Source organism: Nocardia mikamii NBRC 108933 (genome assembly GCF_001613505.1).
GTDB classification, from domain to species: domain Bacteria; phylum Actinomycetota; class Actinomycetes; order Mycobacteriales; family Mycobacteriaceae; genus Nocardia; species Nocardia mikamii.
Genome location: NZ_BDCM01000012.1, coordinates 107,925 through 121,202, shown reverse-complemented (window position 1 = coordinate 121,202; position 13,278 = coordinate 107,925). Strand labels below are relative to the sequence as shown.

13 protein-coding genes are annotated in these 13,278 nt (G+C 67.4%); 10 read left to right on the top strand and 3 right to left on the bottom strand.

Features of this window, described 5'->3' with window-relative positions; translation table 11 throughout:
* On the top strand, positions 1 to 1,119 hold the full coding sequence (ruvB, locus tag NMI01S_RS15405; protein ID WP_062997820.1) for a Holliday junction branch migration DNA helicase RuvB: 1,119 nt from the start codon (positions 1 to 3) through the stop codon (positions 1,117 to 1,119).
* A 27-nt stretch (positions 1,120 to 1,146) separates the two neighbouring features.
* Here the strand turns inward: ruvB and NMI01S_RS15400 are convergent, their stop codons facing one another.
* A complete protein-coding gene (locus NMI01S_RS15400; protein WP_063920770.1) occupies positions 1,147 to 1,671 on the bottom strand; it encodes a DivIVA domain-containing protein in 525 nt (174 codons plus the stop codon).
* A 22-nt stretch (positions 1,672 to 1,693) separates the two neighbouring features.
* A complete protein-coding gene (locus NMI01S_RS15395; RefSeq protein ID WP_439956271.1) occupies positions 1,694 to 2,326 on the bottom strand; it encodes a TetR/AcrR family transcriptional regulator in 633 nt (210 codons plus the stop codon).
* Positions 2,327 to 2,396: 70 nt separating this feature from the next.
* Between NMI01S_RS15395 and NMI01S_RS15390 the strand changes: the two genes are divergently transcribed.
* The 7 genes from NMI01S_RS15390 (at position 2,397) to NMI01S_RS15360 (ending at position 10,543) form a co-directional block, all read left to right on the top strand.
* A complete protein-coding gene (locus tag NMI01S_RS15390) occupies positions 2,397 to 3,890 on the top strand; it encodes a flavin-containing monooxygenase (protein ID WP_062997816.1) in 1,494 nt (497 codons plus the stop codon).
* A 135-nt stretch (positions 3,891 to 4,025) separates the two neighbouring features.
* Positions 4,026 to 4,478, top strand: a complete 453-nt coding sequence (gene yajC / locus NMI01S_RS36370; RefSeq protein WP_062997814.1) for a preprotein translocase subunit YajC — start codon at positions 4,026 to 4,028, stop codon at positions 4,476 to 4,478.
* 138 nt (positions 4,479 to 4,616) lie between these two features.
* Positions 4,617 to 6,437, top strand: a complete 1,821-nt coding sequence (secD, locus tag NMI01S_RS15380; RefSeq protein WP_062997812.1) for a protein translocase subunit SecD — start codon at positions 4,617 to 4,619, stop codon at positions 6,435 to 6,437.
* A complete protein-coding gene (secF, locus tag NMI01S_RS15375) occupies positions 6,434 to 7,636 on the top strand; it encodes a protein translocase subunit SecF (protein ID WP_062997810.1) in 1,203 nt (400 codons plus the stop codon). The genes secD and secF overlap by 4 nt, the downstream gene beginning before the upstream one ends.
* A complete protein-coding gene (locus NMI01S_RS15370) occupies positions 7,636 to 9,372 on the top strand; it encodes an ABC transporter substrate-binding protein (RefSeq protein WP_062997808.1) in 1,737 nt (578 codons plus the stop codon). Before secF ends, NMI01S_RS15370 begins: the two co-directional genes overlap by 1 nt.
* Positions 9,373 to 9,422: 50 nt before the next feature.
* Positions 9,423 to 9,980, top strand: a complete 558-nt coding sequence (locus tag NMI01S_RS15365) for an adenine phosphoribosyltransferase (protein WP_373282197.1) — start codon at positions 9,423 to 9,425, stop codon at positions 9,978 to 9,980.
* A gap of 149 nt (positions 9,981 to 10,129) precedes the next feature.
* Positions 10,130 to 10,543, top strand: coding sequence for a hypothetical protein (locus NMI01S_RS15360; protein WP_157126191.1), 414 nt, complete (start codon positions 10,130 to 10,132; stop codon positions 10,541 to 10,543).
* 36 nt (positions 10,544 to 10,579) lie between these two features.
* On the opposite strand, the gene NMI01S_RS15355 is transcribed toward NMI01S_RS15360, so the two are convergent.
* Positions 10,580 to 10,882: a hypothetical protein gene (locus tag NMI01S_RS15355; RefSeq protein ID WP_051024720.1), complete on the bottom strand. Its 303-nt coding sequence runs from the start codon at positions 10,880 to 10,882 to the stop codon at positions 10,580 to 10,582.
* Positions 10,883 to 11,038: 156 nt separating this feature from the next.
* On the opposite strand from NMI01S_RS15355, the gene NMI01S_RS15350 reads away from it, so the two are divergent.
* The gene (locus NMI01S_RS15350) at positions 11,039 to 11,482 is read left to right on the top strand and encodes a nitroreductase/quinone reductase family protein (protein ID WP_062997804.1); all 444 of its coding nucleotides are present in this window, start codon (positions 11,039 to 11,041) and stop codon (positions 11,480 to 11,482) included.
* Positions 11,483 to 11,669: 187 nt separating this feature from the next.
* Complete coding sequence (locus NMI01S_RS15345; protein ID WP_062997802.1) at positions 11,670 to 13,274, top strand: ABC-F family ATP-binding cassette domain-containing protein; 1,605 nt, start codon at positions 11,670 to 11,672, stop codon at positions 13,272 to 13,274.
* Positions 13,275 to 13,278 lie beyond the last annotated feature (4 nt).

Below are 13,278 nucleotides of genomic sequence, written 5' to 3'. Positions count from 1 at the left end.
ATGCGCGACGACGAATTCCCCTCCGGCACCGACGATGTCGACACCGGCGCGGACGGCGACGAATCCGCGGTCACCGCGAACTATCTGACATCCGACGGTGACATCGAGGCCGGACTGCGCCCCAAATCCCTGGACGACTTCATCGGCCAACCCCGGGTGCGCGAACAACTGGCCCTGGTGCTGCGCGGTGCGACCCAGCGTGGCGGCACCCCCGACCACGTTCTGCTGTCCGGCCCGCCCGGACTGGGCAAGACCAGTATGGCGATGATCATCGCCGGCGAGCTCGGTACCGCGCTGCGCATCACGTCCGGACCGGCCCTGGAACGCGCCGGTGACCTGGCCGCGATGCTCAGCAATCTGGTCGAGGGCGATGTGCTGTTCATCGACGAGATCCATCGCATGGCCCGCCCGGCCGAGGAGATGTTGTATCTGGCGATGGAGGATTTCCGGGTCGACGTCGTGGTCGGCAAGGGGCCGGGAGCGACCTCGATTCCGCTGGAGATCGCGCCGTTCACCCTGGTCGGTGCCACTACGCGCTCGGGCGCGCTGACCGGCCCGCTGCGTGACCGCTTCGGTTTCACCGGCCATATGGACTTCTACGAACCGGAGGAACTGCAGCGCATCCTGCAGCGCTCGGCGGCGATCCTCGGCGTGCGCATCGAATCCGACGCGGCGGCCGAGATCGCCGGCCGCTCCCGGGGCACGCCCCGCATCGCCAACCGGCTGTTGCGCCGCGTGCGCGACTACGCCGAAGTGCGGGCCGACGGCCTGGTCACCCGGGACATCGCCAAGGCCGCGCTGGCGGTCTACGACGTGGATTCGCTGGGATTGGACCGGCTCGACCGCGCGGTCCTCGGTGCGCTGGTCCGCGGCTTCGGCGGCGGGCCGGTCGGGGTGTCGACGCTGGCGGTGGCCGTGGGGGAGGAGGCCGCCACCGTCGAGGAGGTGTGCGAGCCGTTCCTGGTCCGCGCCGGGATGGTGGCACGCACCCCGCGCGGGCGGGTCGCCACCGCCGCCGCCTGGGAACATCTGGGTCTGGTGCCGCCACCGGATCTGGTCTTCGGATCCATCGAGGTCCGGGGCCGCGAAGCCCAGCCCACGCTCGACCTGTTCGACTGATCCGGTCCGGCTCGGCCGGGGGCCGCGCTAACTCACCAGCGCCGCGACCGCGTCCACGAAGGCATCGACCTCGCCCGGGTGATAGGCCCGGACTCCCGCCCCGGCCGTGCCGAATTCGGGTCTGATCGCCGCGACGTCCCATCCCGTGGCGGTCTGTGCCAGCAACGCCGCCACACGCTCCCGGAACGCGTCGACCTCGTCGGCGACATATCCGCGCCGTCCCAGCGGCGGGGCCGAAAACCGCAGCCGGGAGACGTATTCCGGCGAGGGTGGCCACGCCACCTGCGGCCGGGCCGGTCCGTAGCGCGCGAATTCCAGTTCCACACAGGCGCGATCGAGAAATGCGTCCACCTCGTCGCGGTCGTAATCGCGGCGGCCGGGTGCGGCCAGGCCGAATTCGTGCCCGCGAATGGCGGCCGCACTCAGCGCGGCCCGGCCCGCGAAGGCATCGGCGAGGGCGGCGCAGAACGCGTCGACCTCGGCGGGGTCGTAGCCGCGGTGCCCGATCGGGGCCCGTCCGAATCGGATCCCTCGCACATACTCCGGCGTCACCCGCACATTGTTACTACACCGCTCACCCGGCGCGCACCCCGTCGATCAACAGTCGCGGAATCGCCTGGGCAAGTCCCGCGGTCGACTCCGGATCGGGATCGCGCAGTCCGTGCACGATGGCCGCAAGCAACATGCCGGTCACCGCCTTGGCCGTATTGGCGGCGTCGAGATCGGCCCGCAGATAGCCGAGCTCCACCCCGTGTTCGAGATATCCGGCGGTCAGCGCGTCGGCGGTGTCGAGCAGGCCGTAGAGCCGCATCGTCAACTCCGGATCGATACCGGTGGCCTGGAACAGCAGCAACTGCGCGACCCGCCGGTCCTCGAGGAAGATCCGATGCAGTGCCACCCCGATCCGGTCCAGCTGATGCCGGTAATCATCCAGCGAGGTCGCCGCGTCGGGCGCGTTCTCGGTTCCGAGCGCCTCGATGATCCGCGCGGCCAGATCGTCGATCACGTGGTCGATGATGTCGCGCTTGTTCTCGAAGTAGCGATAGAACGTCCCGTGCCCGATTCCCAGGGCCGTGGCGATATCGGCGATTCCGGTGGCGTGATAGCCCTTGTCGGCGAAGCAGGCGAAGGCGGTGTCGATGATCTGTTGCCGCAGTTCGGCCTTGCGTCGCTGCAGATGTGTGGATGGCTTCGGCACGGAGCCGATGATACGGTGTTCCGCAACGGAATGATGTGTCATTCCGTATCGGATACGTCAGGTAACAGGGAGGTTCGGCGTGGCACCTCAATACGACGCCGTGGTGGTCGGTGCGGGATTCGGCGGTATGGGGGCCGGGATTCAGCTGGACCGTCTCGGTCTGAAGAATTTCGTGATCCTCGAACGGGAGGACGGTCTGGGCGGCACCTGGCACGTCAACCACTATCCGGGCCTCGCGGTCGACATCGCCTCGGTGACCTACTCCTATTCGTTCGCACCGAATCCGCACTGGTCGCGATTGTTCGCTCCCGGCGCCGAACTCAAGAAGTACGCCGAGCACATCGCCGACACCTACGATCTGCGCCGCCGGATGCGGTTCAACCAGGTCGTCGGCGGCGCCCGCTGGGATGGCGAACACGCGCACTGGGTGGTCTCGGTCGAGGGCGGCCAGACGCTCACCGCTCGGTATCTGCTCACCGCGACCGGCTTCCTGTCCCAGCCCTACACCCCGCCGTTCCCGGGTATCGACAGCTTCGCGGGCAAGATCATCCACACCACCGCCTGGGAAGACGACTTCGACCTGACCGGCCGCCGCGCCGCGGTCATCGGCACCGGCGCCACCGCCGTGCAGCTCGTACCGGAGGCGGCGAAGAAGGTCACGGAACTGACCGTCTTCCAGCGCACCCCGATCTGGGTCGTGCCGAAGGTCGACACCGCCATCCCGAAGCCGGTCCAGCAGCTGTTCGAGAAGCTGCCGCTGACCCAGAAGGCGGCCCGGCTGGTCAACACCGGCGCTCTGGAACTGCTGATGGTCTCCGGCGTGCTGCACTACAAGCAGGCCAGATTCGGCAACAAGGGCGCCGCGCTGCTGGCGAAGGCGCACCTGCGCGCCCAGGTGCGCGACAAGCAGACGCGGGACAAGCTGACCCCTCACTACGACTTCGGCTGCAAGCGGCCCACCTTCTCCAACACCTACTTCAAGACCTTCAACGAACCGCACGTGCGGCTCGAGACCAACGCGATCGACCATGTCGAGGCCGACGGCATCGTGACCGCGGACGGCCGCAAGACCGAGATCGACACCCTGATCCTGGCGACCGGATTCAATCTCTGGGATGTGAACTTCCCGGCCGTCGAGATCATCGGCCGCGACGGGGTGAATCTCGGAAAGTTCTGGCGCGACAACCGTTTCCAGGCCTACGAGGGCATCACGGTGCCGAAGTTCCCCAACTTCTTCAGCCTCAACAGCCCCTACTCCTACAGCGGTCTGTCCTACTTCACCACCATCGAGGCGCAGATGAAACATATGGACCGGCTGCTGCGCGAGGCCCGCCGGCGCGGTGAGCAGGTCTTCGAGGTGCGTGCAGAGGCCAACGCGCGATTCCTGGACTATGTGACCCAGAAGCTCGGCTCGTCGGTGTTCTACGCCGGCGATTGCTCGACCGCCCGCAGCTACTACTTCAACCAGCACGGCGAGGCCGCGCTGCTGCGTCCGAACAGTACGATCACCACCCACCGCGAAGCGGTGAACTTCCCGCTCGACGACTACGTCTACGGCGCGCCCGCGGCCTGAGACGCCGCTGCGGCGGGGTTGGCGCCGGTGTGGCGCACCCGCCGCGCACACCGCGGGTGTGGCGATATTCCAGGTTGCTGGCAGACTGTGTGAGTACAGCCCATCCAACCCACCAAACTAGGACCGACTACGACGATGGCGAACCTGCTGTTTCCGCTGCTACTGGTAGTTCTGCTCGTACCGATGTTTCTCGGTGTCCGCCGCCAGAAGCGCGAAGCGCAGAAGGTCGCCGATATGCAGGAGAACGTGAAGGTCGGTGACCAGGTCACCACCACCTCCGGCCTCTACGGCACCGTGGTCGACCTCGACGAGGAGTCCGTCGACCTGGAGATCGCCGAGGATGTGGTGACCACCTGGCTGCGCGCCGCCATCCGCGATGTGCGCCCCACCGGGGACGCCGCCGACTCCGCCGAGGCGGATGCCACCGCGGACGACGAGGCGATCGCCGGTGCGACGGTGGAGGGTGCTGCGACCAACGGAACCAACGGATCGGCTGCCGCGAACGGCTCGGCGGCCAACGGTTCCTCCCCGGTGTCGGATGCGGAGGAATCCGTCGAGGACACCGCAGCCCGGCTGCGCAAAGACTGACCCGCTTCCGCCGTCGCAGCGCTGACCGCCGCGACGGCGGTGCGGCGTGTCCGTGGGCCCATGTTCGCCGGTCCTCCGTGTTCGCAGGTCATGCCGCAATTCCCGGCCGCCACCCTCACCGCCTAGGAGATATGTACTGTGCCACCTTCCAAGGGAACGGGGCATCCGCTGCGGCTGCTCGGCGTCTACGCCGTGCTGCTCGCGGTGATCTACGCGTTGGTGTTCTTCACCGGTGACAAGTCGCCGGAACCCAAGCTGGGAATCGACCTGCAGGGCGGAACCCAGGTCACGCTGACCCCGCGCACGCCCGATGGCGGTAAGCCCAGCAAGGACAGCCTCAAACAGGCCCAGCAGATCATCGAATCCCGGGTCAACGGTCTCGGTGTGGCCGGTTCCGAGGTGGTGATCGACGGCAACAACCTGGTCATCACCGTGCCCGGCAACGACGGGCAGCAGGCGAAGTCGCTGGCCACGACCGCCAAGCTGTACATCCGCCCGGTGGTCGGCCAGCCGCTTCCGGTGGGACCCGACGGCAAGATCCAGTCCGGCGGCGAGCCCGCCCCCGGCGCGGAGCAGCCCGGCATTCCGCCGGCGAACACTCCGGAGCCGGCTCCGGGTGCGGGTCAGCAGGCCCCCACGCCGGGTGCGTCGCCCGGTACCGAGTCCAAGCCGTCGAACGAATCCGGCACCGCCTCGGGGACGGCCGCTTCGGGTGAGACGTCCGGCACCGGCGAATCCTCGGGCACGACCGCGCAGAACCGGGTCTTCCCGGCTCCGGCGCAGGCGCCGACGACGCCCGCCCCGGCACCGTCTCCGGAGCCCGGTGCGCCGAATCCGGCGCTGACGCCGCAGCAGCAGGCCAAGCAGGAGATCGACGCGGCGCGTGCGCTGCGGCAGAGCACCGACCCGCAGGTCCAGCAGCTGGCGGCCCAGCAGCTGGACTGCCACAAGCCCGATCCGCTGGCCGGTAACGACGATCCGAAGCTGCCGCTGGTGACCTGCTCGTCGGACGGCAACGAGGTGTATCTGCTGGCCCCGATGCGCATCGACGGCCAGGACATCAAGGATGCGAGTTCGTCGCTGAACCAGCAGTCGCAGTGGGCGGTCGATCTGACGTTCAAGAACGCCGACGCCTGGGCCGACCTCACCAAGGAATACCTGCAGAAGCAGGTGGCCTTCGCCCTCGACTCGAAGGTGATCAGCGCGCCCGTCGTGCAGCAGGGACCGCAGCTCGGCGGCACCACCCAGATCACCGGCCAGTTCAACGCGTCCACCGCCAAGGAACTCGCCAACTCGCTGAAGTACGGTTCGCTGCCGCTGTCGTTCGAGGTGTCGGAGGCGTCCACGGTGTCGGCGACGCTGGGCCTGGCCTCACTGCACGCCGGTTTGATCGCCGGTGCGATCGGTCTGGTCGCGGTGTTGCTGTACTGCCTGCTCTACTACCGGATGCTCGGCTTCCTGGCCGGATTCTCGCTGGTGGCCTCGGGTGTGGCGGTGTACGGCATCATCGTGCTGCTCGGCCGGTGGATCAACTTCACCCTGGATCTGGCCGGTATCGCCGGTTTGATCATCGGTATCGGTATGACCGCGGACTCGTTCGTCGTGTTCTTCGAACGCATCAAGGACGAGATGCGCGAGGGCCGCAGTTTCCGCTCGGCCGTCCCGCGCGGCTGGGCGCGCGCGCAGCGCACCAACCTGTCCGGTAAGACCGTCAGCCTCATCGCCTCGGTGGTGCTCTACATCCTGGCGGCCGGTCAGGTGAAGGGCTTCGCGTTCACCCTCGGCCTCACCACGGTGCTCGACGTGGTCGTGCTCTACCTGGTGACCTCGCCGCTGATGATGCTGGCCTCGCGCTCGCCGTTCTGGGCGAAGCCGTCGGTCAACGGTCTGGGCGCGGTGCAGCAGCTCGCGCGGGAACGCAAGGCGGCCGGCACGCTCGTAGGGACGGGGGCACGATGAGCGACAATCGCAGTCAGGTGTTGGAGGAACCATTCGTGGACGAGTCGCTGCCCACCGTGGACGCACCGAAGCACGGGTTCTTCGAACGCCTCTACACCGGCACCGGCGGTTTCCGGATCGTCGGCCGCCGCAAGTTGTACTACGGCATCGCCGCGGTGCTGGTCCTGATCGCGGTGCTGAGCATCGCGGTGCGCGGCTTCACCCTCGGGATCGATTTCGCCGGCGGTACGAAGATCCAGATCCCGGCGACCAGCGGTATGACCACGACCTCGGTCGAGGACACCTACTCGCAGGCACTGGGACACAGTCCGGTCACCGTGCAGAAGGTCGGCTCGGGTTCTTCGGCCTCATTCGAGATCCGTTCCGAGACACTGGATTCCGCGCAGCAGGACAAGATCGCGGATGCGCTGTTCACGAAGTACCATCCGAAGGATTCGAGCGGTACGGCCAGCCGCAGCGTCATCAGCGTCACCGAGATCAGCGAGACCTGGGGTGGGCAGATCACCCGCAAGGCGATCATCGCGCTGGTGGTGTTCGTCCTGTTGACGATGATCTACATCGCGATCCGATTCGAACGCGACATGTCGATCGCCGCGATCGGCTCGCTGTTCTTCAACCTGGTCGTCACCGCCGGCATCTATTCGATCGTCGGCTTCGAGGTGACGCCCGCCGCGGTGATCGGTCTGCTGACCATCCTGGGTTATGTGCTCTACGACAACGTCGTGGTGTTCGACAAGGTCGAGGAGAACACCCGCGGGGTGCTGCATCTGACCCGGCGCACCTACGGTGAACAGGCCAACCTCGCCGCCAATCAGACGCTGATGCGGTCGATCAACACCACGGTGATCGGCATCCTGCCCATCGTCGGCATGCTGGTGATCGCGGTTTGGCTGCTCGGTGTGGGCACGCTGAAGGATCTCGCGCTGGTGCAGCTGGTCGGCATGATCGTCGGCGCCTACTCGTCGATCTTCTTCGCCGTGCCGCTGCTGGTGTCGATCAAGGAGCGCTTCGGGCCGGTGGCCGCGCACACCCGCAAGGTGCTCGCCAAGCGCGCCGTCGGCGATTCCGGCCGCACGGGTGAGACGCTGGGTCGTCGCGCCCCCGGTGCCCCGGCCGCCACCCGCACCCGCGCCAGCGGTTCCGCCGCACCGAGACCCGGTGCCCGGCCCACCGGGAAGCGGCACAAGAGAACTCACTGATGAGGCGAAGGGGGTCGGATCGCGTGCGGCGGACGCTCCGGCGGACATTCGGTGTGATCGCGGCCGGTGCACTGCTCACCGGCGTGATCGCGGGTTGTTCCAGCAAGAACCAGGTGCCATCCATCGGATATGCCGTCGACGCGGTGCCGGCCACCTACAACGGCGGAAGTTCGGCCGGTGTCGCGGGCGGTTCCGCGGCACTGTTCTCCCGCGTGCTGACCGGGTTCTTCTACACCGGCCCGGACGGCCAGCCCGTCGCCGACACCGATGTCGGCACCGCGAACGAGGTGGCCGGCGAGGCACAGACCATCCGGTACCGGCTCAACCGCGACGCGGTGTACTCCGACGGGGTGCCCACCTCGTGCGACGATCTGGTGCTCGAATGGGCCGCGCGCAGTGGGCGGTTCACCAAACCCGGCCCGGGCGGCGCGATTCCGTTGTTCGACGCCGCCTCCACCACCGGCTATTCCGATATCGAGCGGGTCGAATGCCAGCCCGGCTCGAAGGACGCCACCGTGGTGTTCCGGCCCGACCATCACTTTCTGGCCTGGCAGACGCTGTTCAACGCCGGTGATCTGATGCCGGCGCACATCGCCGCCAAGGCGGCGGGCGTGCCGAACGTGGTGGCGGCCGTGCAGTCCGGCGACCAGGCCGCACTGGACCGGCTGGCGCAGTTCTGGAACACCGGCTGGAATCTGAAATCCGGTGACGTCAACGCCGACCTGCTGCCGTCGTCGGGGCCGTACCGCATCGAGTCCTACAGCGCCAGCGACGGCTTGGTGCTGGTGAAGAACGAGAAGTGGTGGGGCAACAAGCCCGCCACGCCCCGCATCGTGGTGTGGCCCAAGAACGCGGATCTGAAGAAGAAGATCTCCGACAACTCCGTCGAGGTGGTCGACATCGGGGCGGGCTCGGTGAAAGACCTGAGCTTGAACAAGTTCTCGGTGAATCAGGAACCGGGCCGCGGCGCCGAGCAGTTGGTGCTGTCCACCGCGGGTGTCTTCGCCTCCGACGACGCCCGGCGCGCGTTCGCGCTGTGTGTCCCGCGGCAGGCGTTGTTCGACACACTCGGGCATCCGGGTTTCGACAACAAATCCGGCCTGGGCTCGGGCCCGCTGAATTCTCGCACGGTACAGGCTGATTCGGTCTACTACCCGGCGATCACGGGACCGGCGGACAAATATCGTGCGGGCGACGCGCCGGGTGCGCGGCGGGCTCTCGCGGCGGCCGGGGTGGCCGATCCCACGATCCGGATCGGCTATCGCAGTCCCGACGACCGCCGTGCCCGCACCGTCGCGATGATCGCGGATGCCTGCAAGGCGGCGGGTGTGACCGTCGTCGACGCCGGTGCGGCGGACTTCACGTCCGCGCAACTGGGCGCCGGCAAGGTGGACGCCGTACTCGGCGGCACCGCGGCGGCCGTGGGCCCGGCCGGTTCGCTGCCGGGGATCGAGGCGACCGCGGCGCTGCGCACCGGTCAGGGCGTGAATTTCGGGCGCTTCGGCAACGGGCGTTACGATGCGATCGCGGATCAGCTTGCGGCGGACGACAATTCGGTGACGGTGTTGAATCTCGACACCGAGGCCGAGAATCTGCTGTGGAACGAGATGCCGTCGATCCCGCTGTTCAACACGCCTCGGACCGTCGCGTTCGGGAAGGGCCTGGAGAACGGGGTCGCGAGCCCCACCAAGGCCGGTGCGGGCTGGAATATGGACCGCTGGGTGTTGCGGCGGTGAGCGTCTTCGGACGCTGGATGAGGGAGCGGGTGTAGATGAGTAAGCACACGATGGTGGAAACGGCCGAGACCGCGGAGGAGAAGGTCGCGCGGACCGCCGAGGTGGTCGGGCGGCTGACGCGCTGGCACGACGATTTCCCCACCCCCGGTGTGCGTTTCGCGGACCTGACCCCGGTGTTCGCCGACGCCGAGGGCTTCCACGCGGTGATCGAATGCCTGGCCGCCTGTGCTCCCGACGCCGATCTGGTGGCCGGGGTGGACGCGCGCGGATTCCTGCTCGGCGCCGGTGTGGCGGCGCTGCTCGGGACCGGTGTGGTGGCGGTGCGCAAAGGCGGCAAGCTGCCCCCGCCGGTGCTCTCCCGCGAGTACACCCTCGAATACGGCTCTGCCGCATTGGAAATTCCGGCCGACGGCATCGACCTCACCGGCCGCAAGGTGTTGCTGCTCGACGACGTTCTCGCCACCGGCGGCACGCTGGCCGCCGCGGCGGAACTGTTCCGCACCGCCGGGGCGCAGGTGGCCGCGGCCGCGGTGGTACTCGAGATCGGCGAACTCGGCGGGCGCGCTCGTCAGGGCGACTATGCGCTGACCTCGATCGTGCAGGTGTGAGTCGCGTGTCGGTTGTGGGGCGCGCGCGGGGATCGTTATGCTGACGTGCGGCAAGGGGGCCCGGATGAACGACCGACGGACGATCGCATGAACGAGTACCGCAGTGCGCGCGACAGTGCCGGACCAGGACACGCAGACCGGTGGTGGCGATGAGCCGCAGCCGGCGTACCCGCATCGGGGCAGCGCTCGCCGGCGCGGTGGGCGTCGCCTTCGTCGTCGGCGCCGCGACCGCCGCGGCTACTCCTTCGGTGGCGCTGCGCGGCGGCGCCACCGTCACGGCCCGGGTCACGGGGGAGAAGGCCGGGCAGACCTGCCGGATCACCGGGTCGGGTATCGATATGCCGTGGCGTACGGTCGGTTCCGATGGTTCGGTTGAACTGGACAGCGGACCGGTTCCTTCGGGGCGGCACAACGCTCGCGTCGTATGCCAGGATCCGCGCACGGGCGCGGGCTCACAGCATGCGGTGGGTAAGGAAGAGGACGTCTTCACCGGGCATTGGGCTCCGGCCTTCGAATTCCTCCACCATCACCGGATGGAGTTCCTTACCCCGCACGAACGCTGATACCTTCCGACGCCGAGTCGATCCACTTCCGCGGCTCTAGATCCGCGCCAGCAGGCGGGCGATGATTCCGGTCACCACGAGCCAGAACACCGCTGCCAGACCGTAATTGATGATGACATCCCAATCGTGGGAGCCGGTGTTGAACAGGCCTGGGAAGAACAACGCCAGTGGTTCGGCCAGCCCCTTGATGAAGGTGAAGAACCGGTTGGTCTGGTTGGCGTCGAAGATCTGCAGCAGGATGTAGACGATCTCGATCAGTGCGAGGACACCGCCGATCGTGCTGACGATCGCCGCCAGCCCACCCGTGCGGTTTGTCCCATAGGTTCTATATCTGTACATGTCGGCCGAATACCCGCCTGACGGCGTTGAACGCAGCCGATTTTGTCCAGAGGTCTGGACTGCCAGAAATGTGAGCGCTGCTCTTGACAGGGGGGTGCCGGTGCGCAATGATCGAGTCATCGAAGAGAGCGCCGCTCACAAAAGCGAGGAGTAGTCATGAACACCACCCGATACATCGCGCCCACCGGTATCGACCCGATCATGAACCGGATGTTCAACGTCCTGCCGAAATGGGGCATCAGCGTGATGGGATCCCGGCTGCTGGCCGTGCGCGGTCGCACCTCCGGGGAGTGGCGGACCACGATGGTGAATGTCCTGCAGGATGCGGACGGGGCCAGATATCTGGTCGCTCCTCGTGGTCGCACCCAGTGGGTGCGCAATATCCGCGTCGCCGGCGGCGGGGAGCTGCGGCTGGGTCGTAAGACCGAGGCGTTCACGGTGACCGAGGTCGCCGACGCCGACAAGGTGCCGGTGCTGCGGCTGTACCTGAAGAAGTGGGGCTGGGAGGTCGGTAAATTCTTCGAGGGCGTGACCGCCGATGCCACCGACGCCGAACTCACCGCCATCGCGCCCGGCTTCCCCGTCTTCCGGATCAACTGAGTCACAACGACTTCCAGTGCCGGTGATGGATGTCACCGGCACTGTGATCTTGCGGCTCCTTCGCCGGTTCGCTAAAGTAGCCGAGTCTTGTTTCCGTTGATCGGAGTCGTGCCGTTGCTCTTCTGAGGTAGCCATCGCGTGGCCCGCACTTCTGCGCGCCATTCCCGCCACCCTCAGGAGCACGCATATGTCTATTTCGACGATTTCGCTGTCCGATCTCACCTTCGTCTGGCCCGACGGCACCCCGGTGTTCGACGGTCTCGACGCGGTCCTCGGACCCGGCCACATCGGTCTGGTGGGTAGTAACGGCGCCGGAAAATCCACCCTCTTGCGGCTGATCACCGGGGAATTGCGCCCTGTCCGCGGGTCGGTGACGGTCGCCGGGCGGCTCGGCTATCTGCGCCAGGACCTCGGATTGGCCGCAGGTCAGCGTGTCGATGCCGTCCTCGGTATCGGTGGCGTGCGGGCCGCGCTGCATCGCATCGAATCCGGCACGGGGACCGACGCCGATTTCGACCGGGTCGGAAACCGCTGGGATGTCGAGGAATCGGCGATCGCGCTGCTCGGGCGGCTGGGCCTGAACTACCTGGCCGACGATGTGGCACAACTGGATCGGCGCCTGGAGACCCTGTCCGGTGGTGAGACGGTACTGCTCGGACTGGTGGCCGAACTGCTGCGCGAGCCCGACGTGCTGTTGCTCGACGAACCCACCAACAATCTGGATTCCGCTGCCCGCCAACGGCTTTACGACGTGGTCGAAAGCTTCGCCGGCACCGTGCTCACCGTCAGCCACGACCGTGAACTGTTGCGGCGCGTCACCACCGTCGCCGAACTGCGCCGTGGGGAGATCCGCACGTTCGGCGGGAATTTCGACGACTACGAGCAGATCGTCGAGGCCGAACAGGAGGCCGCTCGCGCGGCGATCCGCGATGCCCGCAGCGATGTGCGCAAACAGTCGCGCGAACTGGTCGAGGCCAGGATCAAACTGGACCGGCGCCAGCGCTACGGGCAGAAGATGTGGGACACCAAACGCGAACCGAAGATCGTGATGGCCGAGCGCAAACGGCAGGCGCAGGTGTCGGCGGGCAAACTACGCAACAACCACATCGCCAAGGTGGAGGAGGCCCGGTCGACCCTGGAACAGGCCCAGGAACTGCTGCGCGACGATCGTGAGATCCGCGTCGACCTGCCCGGAACCAGGCTGTATCCCGGGCAGGACGTGGTGGCGATGGAAGGGGTGCGACTGGCCAACGGGCCGGTGGTCACGCTGCGGGTGAGCGGTCCCGAACGCATCGCGCTCACCGGGCGCAACGGCGCCGGCAAGACCACCCTGCTGCATCGGCTCGTCGCGGAACCGCCGAAGGTGCCGTGGCGGTTGCTGCCGCAGCGGCTCGACATCTTCGACGAGCGGCTGTCGGTCTTCGGCAACGTGTCCGCCGCCGCTCCGCACGCCGGTGCGGAACGGATTCGCGCACAGTTGGCGCGGTTCCTGTTCCGCGGCGGCGACGCCGATGTGGCGGCGGGCGCGCTCTCGGGTGGCGAGCGGTTGCGGGCCGCGCTGGCGATGCTGCTGCTCGCCGAACCGGCACCGAAACTGCTGCTGCTCGACGAGCCCACCAACAACCTGGACCTGCCCAGTCTCCGCCATCTCACCGAGGCGCTGACCAGCTTCGAGGGGGCGCTGATGGTGGTCAGCCACGACCCGCGCTTCCTCGACGAGATCGGCGTCACCCGCCGGCTGGAACTCACCCCGGACGGGTTGGTGGATGAATCGGGCTCCGGAACCGGTTGAACGA